The 21,512-nt window shown below is 62.2% G+C and carries 16 protein-coding genes and 3 pseudogenes; 7 read left to right on the top strand and 12 right to left on the bottom strand.

From position 1 onward, the window contains the following. Positions 1-24: 24 nt before the first annotated feature. The gene (locus ABFK29_RS14455; protein WP_040604225.1) at positions 25-1,053 is read left to right on the top strand and encodes an AbrB family transcriptional regulator; all 1,029 of its coding nucleotides are present in this window, start codon (positions 25-27) and stop codon (positions 1,051-1,053) included. On the opposite strand, the gene ABFK29_RS14450 is transcribed toward ABFK29_RS14455, so the two are convergent. The 6 genes from ABFK29_RS14450 to ABFK29_RS14425 form a co-directional block, all read right to left on the bottom strand. Further along, entirely contained in the window at positions 1,028-2,002 is a 975-nt protein-coding gene (locus ABFK29_RS14450) for a D-2-hydroxyacid dehydrogenase family protein (RefSeq protein ID WP_005856060.1), read from the bottom strand. The two genes, ABFK29_RS14455 and ABFK29_RS14450, sit on opposite strands and share 26 nt — an antisense overlap. Before the next feature lie 12 nt (positions 2,003-2,014). Continuing rightward, positions 2,015-2,176: a hypothetical protein gene (locus ABFK29_RS14445; protein ID WP_005856058.1), complete on the bottom strand. Its 162-nt coding sequence runs from the start codon at positions 2,174-2,176 to the stop codon at positions 2,015-2,017. A gap of 10 nt (positions 2,177-2,186) precedes the next feature. Further along, complete coding sequence (locus tag ABFK29_RS14440) at positions 2,187-3,002, bottom strand: universal stress protein (protein ID WP_005856056.1); 816 nt, start codon at positions 3,000-3,002, stop codon at positions 2,187-2,189. Between the two features lies 1 nt (position 3,003). Next, entirely contained in the window at positions 3,004-4,092 is a 1,089-nt protein-coding gene (locus ABFK29_RS14435) for a 4-oxalomesaconate tautomerase (RefSeq protein WP_005856054.1), read from the bottom strand. An 18-nt stretch (positions 4,093-4,110) separates the two neighbouring features. Then, the gene (locus ABFK29_RS14430; protein WP_005856053.1) at positions 4,111-6,141 is read right to left on the bottom strand and encodes a tripartite tricarboxylate transporter permease; all 2,031 of its coding nucleotides are present in this window, start codon (positions 6,139-6,141) and stop codon (positions 4,111-4,113) included. Between the two features lie 87 nt (positions 6,142-6,228). Beyond that, complete coding sequence (locus ABFK29_RS14425) at positions 6,229-7,305, bottom strand: hypothetical protein (protein WP_005856052.1); 1,077 nt, start codon at positions 7,303-7,305, stop codon at positions 6,229-6,231. A gap of 149 nt (positions 7,306-7,454) precedes the next feature. Between ABFK29_RS14425 and ABFK29_RS14420 the strand changes: the two genes are divergently transcribed. Then, complete coding sequence (locus ABFK29_RS14420; protein ID WP_040604170.1) at positions 7,455-8,126, top strand: response regulator transcription factor; 672 nt, start codon at positions 7,455-7,457, stop codon at positions 8,124-8,126. A 28-nt stretch (positions 8,127-8,154) separates the two neighbouring features. After that, positions 8,155-9,513 (top strand): sensor histidine kinase, encoded by a 1,359-nt coding sequence (locus ABFK29_RS14415; RefSeq protein ID WP_005856050.1) that lies wholly within the window; start codon positions 8,155-8,157, stop codon positions 9,511-9,513. 856 nt (positions 9,514-10,369) lie between these two features. Here the strand turns inward: ABFK29_RS14415 and ABFK29_RS14410 are convergent. The 4 genes from ABFK29_RS14410 to ABFK29_RS14395 form a co-directional block, all read right to left on the bottom strand. Further along, positions 10,370-11,410 (bottom strand): quaternary amine ABC transporter ATP-binding protein, encoded by a 1,041-nt coding sequence (locus tag ABFK29_RS14410; RefSeq protein ID WP_005856049.1) that lies wholly within the window; start codon positions 11,408-11,410, stop codon positions 10,370-10,372. A gap of 10 nt (positions 11,411-11,420) precedes the next feature. Continuing rightward, positions 11,421-12,455 (bottom strand): ABC transporter permease, encoded by a 1,035-nt coding sequence (locus ABFK29_RS14405; protein WP_005856048.1) that lies wholly within the window; start codon positions 12,453-12,455, stop codon positions 11,421-11,423. A 105-nt stretch (positions 12,456-12,560) separates the two neighbouring features. Then, a complete protein-coding gene (locus ABFK29_RS14400; protein ID WP_005856045.1) occupies positions 12,561-13,553 on the bottom strand; it encodes an ABC transporter substrate-binding protein in 993 nt (330 codons plus the stop codon). A gap of 320 nt (positions 13,554-13,873) precedes the next feature. Next, positions 13,874-14,137: an IS66 family transposase gene (locus ABFK29_RS14395; protein WP_232281518.1), complete on the bottom strand. Its 264-nt coding sequence runs from the start codon at positions 14,135-14,137 to the stop codon at positions 13,874-13,876. A 114-nt stretch (positions 14,138-14,251) separates the two neighbouring features. Here ABFK29_RS14395 and ABFK29_RS14390 point away from each other — a divergent pair. The 3 pseudogenes from ABFK29_RS14390 to ABFK29_RS14380 all read left to right on the top strand — a co-directional run. Continuing rightward, positions 14,252-14,587, top strand: a pseudogene (locus ABFK29_RS14390) (transposase); the annotation flags it as partial. 166 nt (positions 14,588-14,753) lie between these two features. Next, positions 14,754-15,907, top strand: a pseudogene (locus ABFK29_RS14385) (IS5 family transposase). Positions 15,908-15,957: 50 nt separating this feature from the next. After that, positions 15,958-16,369 (top strand): annotated as a pseudogene (locus ABFK29_RS14380) (IS5 family transposase); the annotation flags it as partial. Position 16,370: 1 nt separating this feature from the next. Here ABFK29_RS14380 and ABFK29_RS14375 read toward each other — a convergent pair. Next, positions 16,371-18,680, bottom strand: a complete 2,310-nt coding sequence (locus tag ABFK29_RS14375; RefSeq protein WP_050772353.1) for a methyl-accepting chemotaxis protein — start codon at positions 18,678-18,680, stop codon at positions 16,371-16,373. A gap of 77 nt (positions 18,681-18,757) precedes the next feature. Continuing rightward, positions 18,758-19,852, bottom strand: coding sequence for a TMAO reductase system periplasmic protein TorT (torT, locus tag ABFK29_RS14370; RefSeq protein WP_232281511.1), 1,095 nt, complete (start codon positions 19,850-19,852; stop codon positions 18,758-18,760). Positions 19,853-20,177: 325 nt separating this feature from the next. Here torT and tig point away from each other — a divergent pair, with 325 nt between their 5' ends. Then, positions 20,178-21,506: a trigger factor gene (gene tig, locus ABFK29_RS14365; RefSeq protein WP_005856033.1), complete on the top strand. Its 1,329-nt coding sequence runs from the start codon at positions 20,178-20,180 to the stop codon at positions 21,504-21,506. The last annotated feature ends 6 nt before the right edge of the window (positions 21,507-21,512 follow it).

The raw sequence follows: 21,512 nt of genomic DNA, 5'->3' as shown, positions 1-21,512 counted from the left end.
CGCAAACATTTCATCGACAAGGCGATGCAGCAGCGTGGGCTGACTTTCGTCCTTGCGTCGTTTGGGGCGGCGCTGTTCTGGTTGGGCAACCTGCCGCTGCCGTTTCTTTTCGGTCCGATGAGTTTCTGCCTCGCAGGGGCGCTGGCCCATCTGCCGCTGAAGGGCTTCGGGCAGGTGTCTGTGGCGGCCCGAACGATTCTCGGGGTTGCGGTCGGCGCCTCCATCACGCCCGACGTCATCGCCCAACTGCCGCGCATGGCGGTCTCTGTCGCGCTGATCCCCGTGTTCATCGCGGTGATCGCGCTGGTGGGCGTGCCGTTCTTCCGCAAGCTCTGGGGGTTCGACGCGCCCACGGCCTATTACGCGGCCATGCCGGGGGGGCTTCAGGACATGGTGATCTTCGGCACCGAGGCCGGGGCCAATCCGCGCGTGCTGTCACTGGTTCACGGCACGCGCGTCCTGATCATCGTGACGCTTGCGCCTTTCATCCTCGGGCACTTCTACGGCGTCGGTCTGACCAATCCCATCGGAGCGCCGGCCGCCGATCTGCCAGTGCACGAGTTGTTGATCATGGCCGTCGCCGCTTTGATCGGCTGGAAGGGCGGGGAACGCATAGGGCTGTTCGGAGCGTCGATCCTGGGGCCAATGATCGTCACGGCGGCGCTGTCGCTGGCCGATGTGATCCATGCCCGGCCCCCGGCCGAGGCGATCCTGCTGGCGCAGTTCTTCATCGGCTGCGGGATCGGGGTGCAGTTCCGTGGGGTCACATGGAAGGAACTCACCCGCGTGGTCGCGGCAGGTATCGCCTACGTACTGGTGCTGGCTGTCCTCGCGGCGGTCTTTTCCGGCGTCGTCACGGGGTTGGGGCTGGGAGAGCCGGTGGCCGCGTTCCTGGCCTTCGCGCCCGGCGGGCAGGCCGAGATGACGGTGCTGGCCATTGTGACCGGTGCAGATCTCGGGTTTGTCATCACCCACCATCTGACGCGCATCGTCATCGTGATCGTCGGCGCGCCGGTGCTGGCCGCGCTTATCGCTCGAAGACGGAAGGATTGACCATGTGGATCGGCTGGCCGGCAGCGTAGGCATTCACCTGCTCGAAGATATCCGCGAACTGCTTGTCGAACTCGTCCTCGGTGACAAAACCGATATGTGGCGTGGCGATCAGATTGGGATGGGACAGCAGCGGGTCATGGGCGTCTGTCAGCGGCTCGGTGTCGAAGACGTCGACGGCTGCCATGCCGGGATAGCCCGCATTCAACCCGTCAAGCAACGCGCCCGGCGCGATCAGCCCGGCGCGGGACGTGTTCACCAGGACAGAGCGCTGCGGCATCTGCGCCAGGTCGTCCGCAGTGACGATGCCACGCGTTTCCGGTGTCAGGCGCAGGTGAAGGGAGACCACGTCACTTTCGGCGAAGAAGGCGGCCCGGCTGTCCGCGACAAGCTCGCCCGCCACGCGCGCCCGGCTGCGCCCCTCGTCGGAGGCCCACCATTGCACCTGCATCCCGAAGGCGCGGGCGTAGTCCGCCACCACGCGACCTATCCGGCCATAGCCATACAGCCCCAGCGTCCGGCCGCGCAGGGTTCGGCCCACGCCCATCTGCCACTGTCCGGCCTTGGCGCTAGCCATCTGCTGCGGCAACTGGCGCATGGCCGCGAGGATCAGGGCGAAGGTCAGTTCGGCGGCGGCATAGTTCGCGCCGTCAGCGCCCTTGTTCGAGCAGAGCAACACACGCCGGTCGGTGCAGGCCGCCACATCCACGTGCGGCCAGACCCCGCGTTGAGAGATCAGCCGCAGCTTCGGCAGGCGCTCAAGAAGGCCCCGCGTGACCCGTGTACGTTCCCGGAACAGCACGACACACTCGGCCTCTGCGAGGCGGGCCGCCAGCGCCGCCTCGTCGGGTTCATGGTCGGTCCAGACCGTGACGTCATGGCCGTCGAGCAGGCGGAAGCAGGGCAGCCCCCGCAAGGTGTCGAACCAGTCGTCGAGAATGTGGACCTTCATGTGCGTGCCCTGTCAGCTCTGGGGAGAGAGCGCCTTGATCGCCCGGCTGACCCGTTCGTGCAGGATCAGAAGATCGGATTGGCTCGGACCGTCTTTGGCGATCCTCTGCGACAGGTCGCTGCGGATCTCTTCCAGATCGCGGCGCACGCGGCTCAGTTTTTCGTAATCGCTCATTCGGGGATCCTCAGTGCGACAGGAGTACGGGAATGTCGATCTGCGCCAGTACCTCGGAGGTGACACCGCCAAGCAGATCTTCACGGAACTTCGAATGCTCGAATGCGCCGAGCACCAGAAGCGATGGGCGATGCTTCTGGCACCAGGCGAGAAGGGTAGGGGCGACAGGGTGCGACGTCGGCCATTCCTCGTGCACGGCTTCGACGCCGTGACGGGAGAGGTGGGTCATCAGGTCCTCGATCGGCCATGCGGCACGCGGCCCGACGGTCAGCACGCTGACGCGCCCGTCGTCTTCGATCAGGCGCAGGCTGTCCGACAGGGCACGCGCCGCGGCGCGGCCGCCGTCCCAGGCCAGCGCGGAGTGGCTGAGCCCGCCGCCGCCGGCATAGCCCGCAGGCACGACAACCACCGGACGCCCGGACATCAGCGCGATGCGGTCCGGGTGCAGCGTCACATGTTCGTCGTCGGTGTCGGCATGGCTGCCCACGATGAGCATGTCGTAGTGCCGCGCGGCTTCCGACAGGACGTTGTCGACACGGCCGGTGACTTCCTTCAACTGAAGCCCGGTGGCCAACCCCAGGGCAGAGCGTTCCGTTTCGAACTTCGCTTCGATCTCGCGCAGGATGTCCGAGTTGGCGGCGTCGAGCAGCGCGCGCGCTTCCTTCGGGATCCAGCGTGACCGCTTGTCGATCACCTCGTGCGAACTGTGTGCCAGTATGGCGGTGACATGCGCGCCCAGCCGTTCCGCCAGCGACGCGGCATAGCGCAGAGCGGCGACCGAGCCATCCGAACCGTTGAAGGCCACGAGCAGGTTCATCATCGGCATGTCAGTGTCCTTCCCAGACCGTGGCGGGCACATAGATGTGCCCGTCGGCGAGCTTGCGGGCGGTGCGCATCAGGCCGGCGGAATTGAGCTTGAACTGGGTGGTCATCTCGAAATCCACCAGCACTTCGATGGTGCCGGAGGCATGCTCCAGCACGACGTTCGTGGGGCTTTGCGTCGGACGGTCCAGCAGGCCATCGGCCACCGTACCGGGCGTCAGCGCGCAGGACGCCAGACATTGCGACCCGGTGACAGCCATCGAGGGATGGGTCGTCCAGGGCATGAAGTAGCGCGTGCAGATCGTGCCGCCGTCCTTCGCGGGCGCCAGAAGCCCGAACTTCGGCGTGACGGACTTCGAGACGTCGCCCATGCCCATGGCCGCGCCCGCCTGAAGGCGCACGGACTCCATGCGTGCAAAGAAATCGCGGTTCTCGTCCAGTTCCTGCACGGTCTCGTAACCCGTCAGGCCGAAGTCCGCCGCGCGGGCGATGACCATCGGCATGGCGACGTCCATGCAGGTGACCTCGATGCCGTCGAAGGTGTCGCGCAGGTTGCCCGTCGGCACGAAGGCACCGGTGGCGGACCCCACCACGCCCATGAAGTTCAGCGCTATGGGGGCGGCGGTGCCGGGCACCCCGGCGATCTCTGTGTCGCCGTCATAGCGCAGCACGCCGCCCGGGGTCTGGACCCGCGCCAGCACCCTTGCGCCGGTGTTGACGGCGCGGATCCTGATCTCGGTCTCGTCGCCGGAAGGGGTGACGAGGCCCATCTCGATGGCCGCCGGACCCACGCCCGACAGGATGTTGCCGCAGGTCGGTTTGAAGTCGACCATCCGCTCCGTGACCGAGACCTGGGCAAAGAAGTAATCCACTTCGGCCCAGTCGTCGTCCGACGGCGAGAGCATGGCAACCTTGGTGGTCACCGCCACGCCGCCGCCGATGCCGTCGATGTTGATCGGATGGCCCGCGCCCACGGCAGCCATCAGCACTTCGGCCAGTGTTTCACGGTCCTCGGGCAGATCGGCCCGATTGAAGTAAGGCCCACGCGAAGTCCCGCCCCGCATGAACACGTAAGGGATGCTTGTCTGTGTCATATCACTGTCTCCCTTGGATCAGTTCAGCGGCCAAGGCAAGTCGGTGACGCCCTGCAGAAGGCCCGGTGGAAAGTCGCGGTTGAGGGCGCCTGCCATCACGCACATCAGCGCAATGCCGCAGGCCGTCAGGATCAGCGTCTTCGGCCAGGGGGCCTGTGCCCGAACCCTCAGGAAGGTCACCAGGAACCCGGCCAGAGCGAGGATGAAGCCCAGCACGTAGGTGGCCGCGATAAGCCCCGCGAACCAGGCCAATGTGCCCCAGAGGCCATAGGGCGCATCCGCGTCCTCGCCCGCCATTTCCTTGTCGGCGAAGATGGTGTCGCCCTCGGGTCGCAGGATCATCTGCACCAGCAGGATCAAGAGCGCGGTCAGCGTGATGCCCCCGATGACCAACGGTACGATCTTGTCCGTCATGTTGTAGTCGGGGATCATGTTGGCGTTGATGAGCGCGGTCACGACATAGGCCAGGATGACCAGCAGGAAGACGATGGGCGCGCGCTTCGATCCGGACTTCACGTCGCCCTCGGCCATGATGGTCTTGGCCTGCCGGATACCCAGCACCACCGACACGACCGTGACGATCAGCAGCACGATCACGATGGGCGAAAAGATGTAGGAGATACCTTCCTCGAAAGAGCTGCGGAACCGGAAAGACGCGATCTGGAATGCCTGGTTGGAGAATTTCTCGACCGGGTTGGACAGCACGAAACCGATCAGGAAGGCCGGACGCGACCAGTCGAAGCGGCGCAGGAAGATGCCGATCAGGCCGATGGCGAACAGCGCGAGGATGTCCTCGAAGTTCTGACCCGACTGGAATGCCGCGAAAGAGATCAGCATGAACAGGAATGGCGCAAGATAGGTGAAGCGGATGGTGGTCAGCTTCGCGATGCCGCCAGAAGCCGCGATGCACAGGATCGTGCCGACCACGTTTGCCAGCGCCAGCAGCCAGACGATGGAGTAGGTGATGTCGAGATTGTCGCGCAGCATGTTCGGCCCGACTTCGATATCGCCCGAACCCAGCAGCGCAATGGCCCCGATGAAGATCGCCATGGAGCCGGAGCCGGGGATGCCGAACAGCAGGGTCGGGACAAGGCCGCCGCCTTCCTTGGCGTTGTTCGAGCTTTCCGGCCCGATCACGCCGCGGATCTCGCCCTTGCCGAAATTCGATTTGTCCTTGGTGGTCTGGACGGCGTGGCCGTAGGCGATCCAGTCGACGACCGAGCCGCCAAGACCGGGGATCACGCCGACGACGACGCCGATCAGCGAACAGCGGATCGAAAGCCACTTGTTGGCGACCCAATCCTTCACGCCTTCGCCCCAGCCGGCACCCAGCTTGGCATCCTTGGCGATGGAGCGGTCCTGGCGCAGCAGCGAGACGATTTCCGGCACGGCAAAGATGCCGAGGCCGACGATCACCAGCTTCAGCCCGTCTGTCAGATACGGGATGTCATAAGTTGCCATGCGCAGCGAACCGCCCGCGTCGGCCTCTCCGATGGTGCCGATCAGCATGCCCAGACCCGCCGCTGCCAGCCCCTTGAGTGCCACGCGCCCGGCGAGGACGGCCACCATCGACAGGCCGAGGATCGAGATCATCAGCATTTCCGGCAGCCCGAAGGCCAGCACGAGCGGCCGGGCGACCACGATAAAGACCGTCAGGAAGGCCGCGCCGACCAGCCCGCCGAACAGCGACGAGGTAAAGGCCGCCGACAGCGCCCGGGCCGCCTGGCCTTTCTTGGCCAGTGGAAAGCCGTCCAGCACGGTGGCCTGCGAGGCGCTGGACCCCGGGATCCCCATCAGCACCGAGGCAAAGGTGTCCGAGGTCGGGACCACCGCCACCATACCGATCATCAGCGCGAGACCGAGAACCGGTTCCATGCCGAACATGAAGGGCAGCAGCAGCGACAGTCCGGCGATGCCGCCGAGACCGGGAAACACACCGACTGCAAGGCCCATGACCACGCCGAGGACAAGGTAGCCCAGGACGACAGGTTGCAGGATGAGAGCCCATGCGTCGGCAAGCGCCGGCAGGGCGGTCGCAAAGAGATCCATCGCACCGTTCTTTCGGTTGAGTCTTCAGAAACAAGGAATGTCGCGCGCCCCGCCCGGAGGAGAGGACGGGGCGCGCGGGCGCGTCGATTACTTGATCGTCACGCCATAGGCTTCTTTGAGCCAGTTGATGACAAAGGCCTTGGCTTCGGGCGACACCGTGGTCGCCTCCTTGGTTGCCTTGGCGGCGCCATTGCCCACGAACATCGGGTACTTGCCCACTTGCTTTGCCGCGAATTCGGCAAAGTCGGGGCGCGCACGGACAGCCTCGAACGCGGCGATATAGGTGTCGGCCACCTCTTGCGGCGTGCCATTCGGCAGGAAGGCGATTTTCTGGGACGGGAAGCCCGCCACGAAGAAGGCTTTCCAGGAATCCCAGGCGTCGCCGCTGGTTTCGCAGCCATCGGTGGCCTCGCACACCTCCTTGAAGGTGGGCATGTCCGGGAAGGTCGGATCACGCACGATGTTGCCGTCTTCGTCCAGTGCGCCCCAGCTCATCATTGGCACGGCCTTGCCTTGCTCGACCAGGTCCGCCGATGCCCCGAGATAGCCCGAGGAGGTCTGGTAATCGATGGTGGCTTCGCCGCGTTCGAACATCAGGCGACCGTCGCCGCGTCCCTTGATGCCGAAGACCGGCTCGACGTTCATGCCAAGCATTTCCCAGGCCAGCAGCGGCACGAGGTCAAGCCGCGTGGCACCCTGCGAACCGTAGATGAAGTTGACATCCTTGAGATTGTTGGCCGAGCCGTCGAATTTCGCGCCGTCCTCGGGGTTGAGGTAGGCGACACCGCCCGTACCGGAAGCCATGACCGGCACCCAGTCGGAATATTCATAGCGTACACGCGGATCATCCAGCAGATACGGGAACTGGGTCGACCCGGACGTGCCGAAGATCAACGTGCCATCTTCGTATTCCTGCTCCTGGAACCAGTTGGCGCCCTTGGTCGAGCCTGCGCCCGGCATGAACTTGACGACGACGGTCGGTTTGCCCGGCAGTTCCTGCGCCAGCAGCGGCGCGAAGAAGTTCGCCCACTTGGCCGAACCGCCTGTTTCCGAGAATGGGATGACCCATTCGATCGTCTCTCCGGAAAAGTCCACTTCGGCCAGAGCCGGTGCCGACATGAGGGCGAGAGCAGCAACCGAGGTTGCGAGGTTCTTGATGGTCATTGGTATCCTCCCGTAGACCTTCGCCGTGCCAGATGAATGTCCGGCACGTTACATGTTATCTTTTCAAGGGAATGATTCCCTCCTCCAACGTCTGCACCTTGCGGTTCCAACCTTGCGCGAAACTTGCGCAACATGACAAAGAAGTAACCATGCGGATTGCAGTCATAGAAGACAACGAGGCTCTGGCACACGGGATTGCATTCCGTTTGCGGGACCGGGGGCATTCGGTGGACCTCCTTCACGACGGCACCGAAGCCGACGCGTTCCTTGCGCAGGAAGGCGCGGACTTGGTCGTGCTGGACCTGAACCTGCCGGGAATGGACGGGCTCTCGGTGCTGCGGGCCTTGCGGCGCCGCAACGATGGTACGCCGGTCATCCTGTTGACCGCCCGTTCCGAGACGGCGGAGCGGGTGGCGGGGCTGGATGCCGGAGCCGACGACTACCTGACCAAGCCGTTCGAGATGGATGAACTCGAAGCCCGCCTTCGCGCCATGGCCCGGCGCAAGAACATCGAGTTCGCGGCCCGCGACAAGCTGGGTCCGCTGGTCTTCGACCGCACCGGACGCCAGCTTATGCAGGACGAACAGGCGCTCGACATCCCACGCAGGGAAATCGCGACGCTGGAGTGCCTGCTGGAACGTCGCGGGCGCCTCGTGTCCAAGGCGCAGTTGATCAGCCATGTCTACGGCATCGGCTCGGACGCCGAGGACAGCGCGATCGAGCCGCATGTCTCGCGTCTGCGCAAGAGGCTCGAACCCTTCGGAATACGTATCAAGACGGCCCGGGGCCTGGGCTACATGCTGGAAGTCGATGGTGCATAGCCGGCGCAGGCGGGTGTTCCGCAGGGCCATGTCACTGCGCTTGCGGCTTTTCCTGGTGATTTTGCCGCCCCTTCTCGTGGTGTCCGTCCTGCTTGGCCTGTGGCGTTTCGAGGCGGCGCAGCGGACTTCCGAAGAACTGTTCGACCGCAGTTTGCTTGCAGCCGCGCTGGCGATTTCGCGGGATGTCGCAATCTCCGATGGGGATGCCCTCTCACCCAGCGCACGCAGATTCATCTCGGACGCGGGCGGTGGCGAAATCTTCTACCATGTGACCGGGCCGGGCGGATATTACGTGACCGGCTATGCTTACCCGCCGCGCGCCGCCGAGACGACTGACGCCGACGTGCCCAGTTATTATCTGGCCACGTACCGGGGCGAAGAGATGCGGGTCCTGCGTATGATAGAGAACCGCACGATCGACAACCTGACGGGCGAAACGGTCGTGACCGTCTGGCAGCGGGTCAGTGACCGTCAGGCCTTTGCGCGCGAACTGGCGCTGCGTGCGATTGTCCTGATGGCGGGCCTGATGGCGGCGCTGGCGCTGGTGGTCTGGTTTGGCGTACAGATCGGCCTGCGTCCGCTCAACGACCTGCAGGAGGCGATCCGGCAACGCTCCCCGGACGACCTTGGCCGCATTCGCCGTCCCGTTCCCAAGGAAGTCGCCGGGGTGGTCTCGACCCTGAACCGCCTGCTCGGTCAGGTGCGGGACAGCATCGAGGTCCATCAGTCCTTCATTTCCGACGCCGCGCACCAGTTGCGCAACCCGGCCGCTGCGCTGCTGGCTCTGGCCGAGACCCTGCCGGATGTCCGCGACGAAAAGGAACGTTCTGCCCGACAGGCGGAGCTCATCGCCGCCGCCCGCGTATCCGCCCGTCTGGCTAACCAGTTGTTGTCTCTTGAGCGCCTCCGGTACGACGGCACGGCACCGGCCACGCGCTTCGACCTCAACGAGTTGGTCGAAGATGTCTGCAGCGGTCTCGCTCCGCAGGTTCTGTCCCGTGAGATCGACTTCGCGTTAGAGAGGGCGGAAGCGACCCTTGACGTGGAAGGGGACCCGGTTCTGTTGGGTGAGGCGCTTTCCAACCTCGTGGAAAACGCCTTGCGTCACGGCGGCAACGGAATGACTCGGATCAAGGTGAGCACCGGCAAACGTGGCGCGGAGGCGGTGATCACGGTGCGGGACGACGGGGTGGGGATACCGCTCGACAAGGCGGACATCGCCTTCCGCCGCTTCTCGCAGCTTGAGAACGGCGAAGGAACGGGCCTCGGTTTGGCTATCGTCGAGCAGGTCATGCGCAGGCATCACGGCGGTGTGAAACTGGAAGAGGTCCGGACAGGCACGTGTATCAGCCTTCGCGTCCCGTTGGTCGGGAATGGTCAAGCCTGACGCGTATCCAACTGGGGACATTGGGCCGGGACTTCGACAAAGGGGCGCCTTCGTGTGCGCGACCGCCTGAAAACCGGACCATTTGAAGCTGGAGTCTTGTGCCAGTCCTTCTTGGTCGAAATTTGAGCGAAGCCACATGAAACCGTTGAGTTTCAAATCGGCGCGGGACAGGTTCACGTCTTTAAGTAGGGCGATCTGCGAAACAATCGCGCGCCATGCGTTTCGTCGCGAGCGTGTCTTGCAGCGGCAGGAAGGCGGTGGGTGCGCGCGCACTGGCCCATGATCCTTGCCGATACCCACGAGAAACTGGGATATTAGCGCAAACACATCCACGAAAACCGTAAGCGTTGCATCCACCAGCCCCCAGTCTGAGGGCTGTCCGAGGCCACTGCCGACTGCATATTGGCGCATAGTGCCGATATTTTGCTAAGGCAAAAACGCTCTTCTGGCTCGGAGCAAACATTCATGCGGCAAGCAGCGGACGGGCGGTCACCAATGCCGCCCCATGTGCTCGGCGCAACAGGAGAGCGCGTCCAGACACGAGGGGCGGGGAACCGATCTTCGCCGCGCGCGGCATGACCGACGCCGACGTGCAGAAACTGCATAAAGAATAAATGCGCTCTGCCTTCTTGCTGCCGTCGTTGCCGGCCCAGAGCGGGCCTCCATGTGGATCTCAGCGAAGGTCCGGTTCGAGACCCTCTAAACGATGCTGCGCCTCGTGATTGACAGCTTCAAAACTTGACGTTGAAATCGAGACGGGAAGCTTTCATCGGCATCCAACGGGTGCCGATGAAAGCCAGAGCCGCAGCGCTTCCGCTTCTTCTGGCATGCTGCGGGGAGGTCTCGATCTCAGAGCTCAATCTTGCGCATCGACGCTCCGCGGCACCAGGGCCTGCACGACGGATTTCATGTCGATATAGCCCAACGTTTCGCCATCGTTCTTTACGTCGAAGGCACGGTCCAGATTGCCCTCGGCCAGCGCGATGATGCTTTCCAGGTTGTCGCCCGGAGCGACCTCTCCGTCGATCGGAGCGTCCGGTTTGCGATCCGTCATCACCGAACGGACGCGCAGCACGCGCGCGCGATTGATGTCGGCGACGAATTCTTCGATGTAGGGGTCCGCAGGGTTCAGCAAGATGTCTTGCGGCTGACCCTGCTGCACCACTGCGCCGTCTTTCAGGATCACCAGATGATCGGCAAGCTTCAGCGCTTCATCCAGATCGTGGGTGATGAAGACGATCGTCTTTTGCAGTTCGTCCTGAAGCTCGAGCAGAAGGTTCTGCATGTCCGTTCGGATCAGCGGATCCAAGGCGGAAAACGCCTCGTCCATCAACATGATGTCCGAGTTCGATGCCAGAGCCCGCGCGATGCCGACCCGCTGCTGCATGCCGCCCGAAAGCTGGTGGGGATATTGCTCGCCCTGACCGGCAAGTCCGACCCGGTCGAGCCACTTGTTGGCCTCATCCTCATAGTCGCGCCGCGCCATGCCGCGGGTGGCCAGCGCCATGCCCGCATTCTCCAATACGGTTCGGTGCGGCAGCAGGGCGAAGTTCTGGAACACCATCGACATGGATTCGCGGCGCAGGGTGCGCATCTGCGCGTCGTTCCACGACAGGATGTCCTCGCCATTGACAAGCACCTCTCCGGCCGTGGGTTCGATCAGCCGGTTGAGGTGCCGGATCAGCGTCGACTTGCCCGAGCCCGACAGGCCCATGATGACGGTGATCTCGCCTTCCTTCATGTCGACGTTGATGTCCTGCAGGCCCAGCACATGGTTCGTCTGTTCCAGCAACTCGGCCTTGGTCATGCCGTCGCGAACCTTGGCGAGGGCCCCTTTGGGGTCCCCACCGAAGATTTTGTAAAGGTGCCTGATCGAGACTTTCACGTTCTTTGTCATGTCCGTCTCCTCAGCGGCTGCTTTGGCTGGCGTCGATGCGCGCCAGCGAGGCTTTGGTCACGCGGTCCAGCGCGATGGCCAGTACGACGATACCCAGACCGGCAATCAGACCGACGCCAAGTTCAAGGTTGCGGATGCCGCGCAGCACGAGAATGCCAAGGCCCGGGGCCGAGACCATCGAGGCGATGACCACCATCGCAAGGCTCATCATGATCGTCTGGTTCACGCCGGCCATGATGTTGGGCAGCGCCAGCGGGATCTGCACGCCAAAGAGCTTCTGGCTTTTGGTCATGCCAAAGGCGTCGGCGGCCTCGATCACGTCCGGATTGACAAGCCGGATGCCGAGGTTGGTCAGGCGCACCACCGGCACGATCGCGTAAAGGATCACTGCGATGCCGTAGAGCTTGGGTTCGGTCACCGAGAACAGGAAGATCAGCGGGATCAGGTAAACGAATGGCGGCAGGGTCTGCAGCATGTCCAGCACCGGCGTCAGTATGCCCTGCAGGCGATCGCTGCGCGACATGGCAATCCCTATGGGCACCCCGATCAATACGCATATGAAGGCGCAAACGAAGATGATGGCGAGGGTCTGCATCGCGACCTCGTAGTGGTCGACGAAGGCGAGGCCCGCAAGAACCAGCGCCACGAAGCCCACGACCTTCCATGACCGGCCTACCACCCAGGTGATCAGCAGCAGTATCGGAACCATGGCCCACCAGGGCGTTTCGGTCATCACCCAAAGCATGGTCTCAAGTGCCCAGCTCAGCGGTTGGGTCAGCGGATCGACGACCACGCGCAGCGCATCGCGAATGCCGAGAAAGCCGGTTTCCAGCCCAAGCGTCAGATCGCGCGACTGCGGAATGGCCGCGCAGGCCTCGTGCAGGGCATCGAGCGAGGGAAATGGAAAGTCCCGCAACGAGGTGTCGGCATCGGCGCCGCTTGACTTGGCCAGCAGGTCGGCCATTGACATCGGTGCGCCGGAGTCCTGCGCACCGCACCACTCCCTCAGGCCAAGGGTATCGAAGAGACCATCGTAGGTTGCCATATGAGCATTGCGGCCCTTGCAGGCCCTCCTTGTTGTTGAAAACCAAAACGGGGCCGATTGCCCGGCCCCGTTGAGAAACTTCGCCCCGAAGGGCAGGGCATCCGATTACTTAAGGAGTGCCGAGAGGTTTTCGCGCGCGGCGTCGTTGACCCAGTTGGTCCAGGTGTCGGACGCGGTCGACAGGAAGTAGACGGCGACTTCCTCGTTCGAGGCGTTGTTCTCGTCTTTCCATGCCAGCAGGCCCGACATCTGGTCGGTGGCGAAGGTCATGTTGGTGAAGAACTCGGTCACCTCGGGGTTCTCTTGGGCGAACTCGGTGGTGACGGATGTCAGGATCGGCGCCGCGGGGAAATCCGAAACCTGCGGGTCGGGGGTATCGGGGTTCTGCAGCGGGGCAAAGGCCGCCTCGTCATAGCCGCCCAAGTCCACCTTGGTCATGTCGTACTTGCCAAGCGGGACAGTCGGGCCCCAGTAGTAGCCGAACCAGGGCTCACCGCCGGTCACAGCCGCGCCCATCGACGTCGCGAGCGTCTCGCCCGAGCCGTGGTTGAAGACCTCGATGCCATGGCCTTCAAGGTCCAGCGCGCGCGACAGGTTGTCGGAGACAACGCGGCAACCCCAGCCATCGGGGCAGTTGTTGAAGCGGCTGCCGACCAGCTCGGGGTTCTCAAGGATACCGTCGATGGTCTTCAGTTCGGGGTGCTCTTCGGCGAGCGAGGTGGGGATCCACCAGCCCTCGACACCGCCTGGCTCCAGCACGGAGGTCAGGCGCTGAATGGTGCCGCCTTCTTCGAGTTTGATATAGGCTTCACCGCCCGAGTTGAGCCACAGGTTGGTCACCACGTCCGGCTCGCCGTTTTCAGCGACCGAGGTGATCGCGGGAATGGTGTCGGACTGCACCAAGGTGACATCGCAGCCATAACCCTGCTCCAGCAGGAACTTGGCGATGTTTGTGGTCACCTCGGCAGCGGCCCAGCCCATCTGGGCGATCGAAACTTCGCCGCACTGGCCAGCGTCGTCCTGAGCCTGCGCCTGAGTGGCGAGCGGCAGTGCGAGGGTGGCGGCGAGTGCGGTGGATGCGAGCTTCATGGTACGCATGAGGTTCTCCTTTTAGACGTTCAATTGAATGCGAAACGAAAGCGCACGCCATGTAGGGTGGCATGTTCAGGACATGCCACGCGTTCATTTTGCGTTTCTTTTCAACATTTCCGGGGTGGATAACAGGCTTGGGCCGGAACCGCAAACAGGCGGGCGGAGGGCGCGCTACCGGGCCCGCGGCGCCTGATGATCGGAGGAGCGCCGGTCGGGCACCGTTGCGTCGCCGTGCGCACTCTATTCTCCTGACCGACCGCTTCCCGTCCCGGTTGGACGTTTGGGCCGGGCAGAGCGAAGGTTAGATTCCCGCGGCCCTACGCCATCTAACGACTGATCGATAGTTTCGCAGGGGCGTTCCAAAGAAGCAGCTTTGCGTAATCGCGTCGAGGCAGCTTCGCCTCGATCTGATCCAGAATCCGAGTCAGATAGGACTCAACATTTATGTTGTCGAGCTTGCAGGTCTCTACGTTGGAGGACAGGATGCCCCAAGCATGTGCGCCTTCGTCACTGCCTATGAACAACGCATTTTTGCGAAGCAAGATAGACGGCTTAAACATGCGTTCAACCGGGTTCGTGTCTAAGTCTATCCGCCCATTGTCGACGAAAAGGGTCAGGCCTTGCCAGTACTTTAGCGTGTAGGTGGTCGTGTTGACAAAAGGGATTCACGGGACGCGCTGATGGGATTCAAGCCGGTATCTGCGATGCAGACCCGCTTGGCACGAGACCTGATGTCGGACGAGGAATGGGCGTTCTTTGAGCGTTTCATCCTGATAGTTCGCGCCCCGAACGGACGCAAACCTACCAACCACCGCCTTGCTCTTGAAGGGATTTTCTGGATCGCGCGCACAGGCTCTACCTGGCGCGATTTGCCGGAAGAGTTCGGCAAGTGGTCAAGCGTCTACCGCCAGTTCCGGTGCTGGACACTGGCGGAGCTCTGGGAGCAGATAATAGACGCGCTGAACGAAAGCGGGGCGGTGCCGTACGCCCTGCAAATGATCTACAGAAGTGTGGTTCGCGCCAATCATCCACTGCCCGGCAGGGCATCGCGCCAGCAATGTCTCTAGAGGGAGGCCGCGCGCGCTAAAGGGCGAATCCGCGACAGGGTCTTGGCCGTTCACGAGGTGGGTCAGGGTTCACGAGGGCTTGTCGCATATATCAGCGATGAGGATTCACTGTAGGAATCCAGTGCGTTGGATCGGTGTCATGCCGAGGCTCTCGCCCACCCGCTATCGCACGACGGACTGGTCCGAATATGACGCTGCGCTGCGCCGGCGGGGTTCGCTCTCGGTCTGGTTTGATCCCGACACGGTCCGGCACGCCGGAAAGACCGGTAAACGGGGGCGGCCCGAGACGTTCTCGGATGTCGCGATCCACACCTGCCTGACGCTGAAGGGTGAGGGGCGTCTCGGAAACGATCCGGGGGATCGTTTCAGCCCTGAACGGGCGGAGCCCCGGCCTGTTCGGCCTTCCGCTGCGGCAGACGGTCGGGCCGGTCGAGAGCCCGATCCGGATGGCTGGGCGCGACTGGCCGGCTCCGGACTGTTCGGCGCTGTGCCGACGGCAAGCGCGGATCGGGGTCAGATCCCCTGTCGCCGCTCGGGCAAGCCCTTGAACCTGCCGATCCCCTCTCGTGACATCACCGCGCGATGCACGGCCGGGCAGCGGACAGCACGGGGGTGACGTTCGGTGGCGGTGGCGCATGGCCGGCCCGGAAGCATCGCGCCTCCGGCCAGAGGCAATGGCGCAAGGTTCACATCGCCCCGGACACGGAAACCGGCGACATACGCGCGGTCGAGTTCACCTCAGGCCGCCATGGCGACAGCCCGCTGCTGCCAGACCTGCTGTCGCACATTCCCGAGGGCGAGGAGATCGCCACCGTCACGGCCCCTCTCGGGATCATGCGACGCATGACCCTGCCGGGCAACGGACGGCGCATCCGACACACGCCGATGCCATCCCGCCATCGTCGAGCACGGCGCCGATGCCGTCATACCGATCCACCGGAACGGCCGCGCCTGGAAAGAAGACTGCCCCGCAGCATTGGCGCGAAACGAGATCCTGCGCGCGACGCGACACCTCGGCAGGGCGCTCTGGAAGACGTGGGCCCGCTACCATGTCCGAAGTCGGGTCGAAGCTCAGCCTCTCGGGACATTGCCGACGCAATGCCCTGTCGGCCAAGGGATGAAATGCCTGAAGTTCTTCGGCGAGCGGATCATGTCCGTTCGCCACTGTCGCCCGGACCGATGGCGCGTCGATGGCTCACCCCCGACCGCCAGACCGCCGAAATCCAGATCCGCATCGTCATCGTGAACCGCTTCCCGGCCCCCGGCAGAGCCGAGATCGAGGCCATCGCCTGAAGCACAGCGGGAAAAAGGACCTTCAGCCCGAACGCCGATTTGCGCAACAGCGCCGGTTTACGACCAAGATCCACCATCTCGCCAATGCCGCTGGAACTGCCGATGAGGACCGAGATCACCGCTGGGCAAACATCCGATTACCTTGGCTTTGATCGGGTCATGGCTGACGACCCGTCAACGCCAAGCGTCCTGCTGGCTGATCGGGGCTATGACGTTGACAGCATGCGCAGATCCATGGACAAACGCGATGTGTTGCCGGTCATCCCCATGCGAAATTCACGCAAGATGCGCGTCGGCGTCGACCGGTCATTGTATCGCCTGCGCAACCTGGCCGAACGATGCTTCAACAAGCTGAAAAACGCCCGCCGGGTTGCGACCCGCTACGACAAGACCGCGGAGAGCTTCCTCGGCTTCGTCGATATCACTTCGATCAGGCTTTGGCTCCGCCATTTGTCAAACTGACCTAACCGGTCATTGTCCTCATTGCGGGGATATCCGCATCATTGGCCATGGCGGAAAACAGTTCGAGGCTGTTGGAAGAGCGCGTGAATTTCGGCTCTTGGGAAGCTGATTTCTCTTGGGGATCGTCCAGCTTGAAAACTGAAGCGCTATCCAGCATTGAAGAAACATCCGATTGGAGTGCAACCGTACTCGCATTCGTTTCCTCAACCATCGCGGCATTATGCTGGGTCACGTTCTCAATCTCATTCATTGCGGTGTTGATTTCCCGAATGGAATTGACTTGGCTTTGAGCGGTAGTCGAGATATCCATTATTGCGGTATTCAGTTCCTTGACCATATCTTCGATCTCGGAAAGCGCATGCCTGGTTTCATTGGCAAGGTTTTCACCATTTTGTACATCTGTGACACTGGTGTTAATGCGTGTCTTGATGTCTTGGGCCGCCGTGCTTGCACGCTGTGCCAAACCTCGCACTTCAGCGGCAACGACAGCAAACCCGGACCCGGCTTGGCCGGCTCGAGCCGCCTCCACCCCCGCATTCAACGCCAGCAGGTTCGTTTGAAAGGCGATATCGTCGATCAAACCAATGAAACTAGAGATTTCATCAGTGCTTTTCTTGATTCTCTCCATCGCATTCGTCGACTGGGCCACCACGTCTCTGCCTATCTCGGCCTTCTTTTGCGCGTTCTGAGAGAGTTCCCATGCATCGCGCGCGCCGGACGCCGTACCTTCTACCTCATTCTTGATCTGGGCCAGGGTTGTGGTCGTCTGGGTCACCGCGCTTGCCTGTTGCTCGGTACGTTTCGCGAGTTGGATAGATGCGTTGTAAAGGCTCTGCATGCCGCTGGAAATGGTTTCGGACGTGCCAACGACATCGGTCAGGATCTCGTTCAAACGGTTCACCGATTGATTGTAGTTGACGCAAATCGAGCTGAACTCTGCACCGACATCCTGGTCTATGCGGAATCTCAGGTCCCCCATTGAAAGGTTGCGCAAGGCTTCGCTCAGCGTGGAAACAAAATCAGACGTTTCCTTCAGGCGCGTTTGTTCCCGCTCCTTTTGTTCCCGCCGCTCGATTTCTCCTTTCTGGAAGATACCGAGTGCTGTCACCATCTGGCCCAGTTCGTCGTCGGGTGCACGGGGAAGCGTCATGTCGATGTTTCCGGACGCCATTTCCTTTGTCATGTTGGATAGCTGACTGAGCCGCTGTAAGATATGCTTCGATACGTAGCCATAGCCGATGGCACCAGAGAGCAGGATGGCCGTTATTGCGATGGCGATCAAAGTCATGTTGCCGACCGAAACCTGCTGAGCCGCTTTGGAAACCGATTTTTCGATTTGCGCGGCGCTTATGCTGACGATTTCGGCGACAGTGTTTTCGAATTGTGCAAACAGATCGTCCAATTCGGCGCGCGTGATCGTGGCGCGGTCTCGGTTGGCCAAGGATTCGACGATGCTGTCGTAGAGGCTTTGCTGCGCATCGCTGCCCAAAACGGTCAACATTTTGTCAAGGAATGCCTTGGCCTGAGCCTGCCTTTCCGGATCGTCAATGCTTGATACTTCGCGGTCGATCGTCTCGATCGTGAATAAAATTTTCGATTGAAACGCGTCCAGGGTTTCGATGTCGTTCGCCGCCAGCAATTTCAGCGAAAGTTGCTGCAACAAAAGCGCATTGTTGCGCAGATCCGACATTCTTGTGGAATAAGGTTGATCGATGTCCAGAATGTTGTCCAACGTATCATATGTATCGTCGATCATATATGGGTCTTCGACCGTGTCGTACATGCGCGACAAGCGGTTGGTGACAGTTGCTCTGGCATTGGCCACAAGCGAGTCGGTGACCCCGTTCAGGTTGCTGCTTTCGTCGGAGATCAGTGCGACAGCGTCCGACTGTGACGCGACGAGTTGCGCCCGCTGGCGCGATATATCGACATAGCCCGTGATCGCTGCTTCCAAATCGACGAGCAAACCGTCCAGTTGATCCGTCAAGGCCGTGCTGCCGGTCTGGCTGTGCAGCCTTTGTGTCGTGTTTTTCGTCTCAGCCATCGCGGTGGCAAACTCGGACGCCAATTCTTCCACGGCTTGCACAGTCGGCGCACGGTCAAGGCGATCCATGAACTGGAGAATCCTGCCGGTTTCCGCTTCCAGTTCCGTGGCCGTTATGGCGGCGGGAAAGGCGCGTTCCGTTACGATCTCTTGTTGCCCGGTAATCGAGCGCATGATGAACAATGCCGTCACCGACGAAATGGCGACCAACGCGGCGAGACTGGCGATTGCAAGCAGCAACCCTGTACGAATTGAAACCGTGGGCATTTTTCAAACCTTTTTTGGACGTCGCTGCGGGCTCCATTTTCACGGTTCCCGCAGCGGTTGGTTTCAGGCGGGATGCGTCAGTCGACCTTGAAAGTCGGATTGAAATCTGCCGGCGCCAGCGACTGGTCCACCGGGAATGTCGACGAGTTTTCCTTTGTCACGCTGAAAATGACCGGGCCGATGTGGCCGGGCGTTTCCTTTCCTTCGAGGTGGCGGACCGCCTGGTCCACAGAAAGCGTCCCTTGCAGCGCGGCACTGTCGGTCGGTGCGCTCGAAATGATGCCGCGCCGAACGCCCCGGTACATCGCCGGTGTGAAGTAGTCGGCAACAAGCCCCACCTGATCGGTCAGTCCGCGTTGGCGCAGCACGCCCATGGCCGCTTCGATCGCGACGGCATTCCCGGCGATGTAGTCGAGGTCCGGGTTCGCATCGAGCGCCTCCTCCACCAGGGCGCGTTGGAAATCTGCACCGGTATCCCCGTAGTAGACCGCACTGATCTCGGCCGCGGAGTTCTGCATCACCTCGCGAAAGCCCGCGTCGGTAAAGGTTACCCAGCCGGCCGCTTCCGGACCGGGCAGCCAGGCTACGGTTGGTGCGTCGCCGCCTTGCGGGTAATTGTCGACGAAATACTGCCCGGCGGCGCGCCCCATGTCGTGCCAATCGACCGCGACCATGCCGGTGATTCCGTCACCCTGGATCGCATTCACCGTGGCAAACACCGGAACGGACTGGGCCGCTTCCGTGACCGTCTCGGTCATCTGGTCGTAGGAGACAGTGCCAAGAAGGATCGCATCGTAGTCTGCCGCGGCGCAATCCTTTACCAGTTTCTTCTGTTCTTCCAGATGGTCGTATCCGCCCGCTTCGAACAGATCGACCGCGACACCCAGGCTTCTTGCGTGGGAAACGACACCATAGTTCGTTGCGACCCAGTACGGATCCTTCAGATGTGGAAACACGACGCAGAGTTTCCATTTCTTTTCGGCCTTCGACAGAGGGGTGTAGTCGAGCGCCGTAGTCTGGCTGTCGAAATTGAAATGCTCCCCCCAACTGGTCAGCGTCAAAGTCGATTGGATTGCCAGTGCGCTGGTCGCCGCAGCTACGAGGAATGCGGCGCCTAGGCTCGTGGAGGTTCTCATGGCGGAACACCTTTCAAATATGCCGATGAGCTCCAAAATGGTCCTCAAATCTGAACATTAGATTTAGGCGATGCAGATTGTCTCTGGTCGCTGGCGAGATTTTGTTGAGGGAACAAGGTTCGGGAGATCCCCGATCAAGTGGGCTCACGATTCCGGCCCTCGTGCATGATGCAAACGCCGAAGTCCGCGTCCTTCCGCGAGCCTGGCCCCCCAGAGCGCCGGGGGCGAACGGGAGATGCTCCCGCGCCGTGGCGCGGGCGGCGGCCAAACCCGCTTGCACTGTTGTCCTCGTGTCAATAGAAGGTGCCAAATTCAATTGCGCCCCCATCGTGGGGCGCGTCTTCATTCGAGGGAAGAGACGATGCAGGTCACCGAGACGCTGAACGAAGGCCTCAAGCGCGGCTATGCCATCACCGTGACGGCGGCCGAGCTGGACGAGAAAGTCACCGCCAAGCTGAAAGAGGCGCAACCGGACATCGAGATGAAGGGCTTTCGCAAGGGCAAGGTGCCGCTTGCTCTGCTCAAGAAGCAGTTCGGCCCGCGCGTTCTGGGCGAGACGATGCAGGAAGTCATCGACGGTGCCATGAACGAGCACTTCGAGAACACCGGCGATCGCCCGGCGCTGCAGCCGGAAGTGAAGATGGTGGATGGCGAAGAGTGGAAGGAAGGCGACGACGTGCGCGTCGAGATGTCCTACGAAGCGCTGCCGGAAGTCCCCGAGATCGACCTGTCCACCATCACTGTCCAGAAGCTTGTGGTGAAGGCCGACGATGCGTCCGTGGACGACGCGCTGAACAACCTCGCCTCCACCGCCAAGGACTTCGAGACCAAGGAAGGTCCGGCAGAGGACGGCGACCAGGTGGTGTTCGACTTCCTGGGCAAGGTCGACGGCGAAGCGTTCGACGGCGGCGCGGCAGAGGACTATCCGCTGGTGCTGGGCTCTGGCTCCTTCATCCCGGGCTTCGAAGAACAGCTCGCGGGGGTCTCCGCGGGGGATGAGAAGGTCGTCGAGGTGAAGTTCCCGGAAGAATACGGTGCGGAGAACCTTGCCGGCAAGGACGCGACCTTCGAGTGCAAGATCAAGGAAGTGAAGGCTGCCAAGGCTGCCGAGATCGACGACGAGCTGGCCAAGAAGTTCGGTTCCGAAGACCTAGAAAGCCTGAAGGGTCAGATCCGTGAGCGTCTTGAGGCCGAATATGCCGGTGCCGCGCGCCAGGTCATGAAGCGTGGCCTTCTGGACCAGCTTGACGGCATGGTGTCCTTCGATCTGCCGCCGACCCTGCTGGACGCCGAAGCCAAGCAGATCGCGCACCAGCTGTGGCACGAAGAGAACCCGGACGTGCACGACCACAACCACGACACGATCGAGCCGACCGAAGAGCATATGAATCTGGCGGAGCGCCGCGTGCGCCTTGGTCTGCTGCTGGCCGAACTGGGTCAGAAGGCAGAGGTCGAGGTGACCGACGCCGAGATGACGCAGGCGATCATGAACCAGGCCCGCCAGTATCCGGGTCAGGAGCGCGCCTTCTTCGACTTCGTCCGCCAGAACGCACAGATGCAGCAACAGCTTCGTGCGCCGATCTTCGAGGACAAGGTCATCGACCACATCGCCGATCAGGCGCAGGTCACGGAGAAGGAAGTCTCCAAGGAAGAGCTTGAGAAAGAAGTCGAGGCACTCGAGGAAGAGTGATCCGAT

Source organism: Sagittula stellata E-37 (assembly GCF_039724765.1).
GTDB classification, from domain to species: domain Bacteria; phylum Pseudomonadota; class Alphaproteobacteria; order Rhodobacterales; family Rhodobacteraceae; genus Sagittula; species Sagittula stellata.
This window is presented reverse-complemented; position numbering and strand designations above follow the sequence as displayed.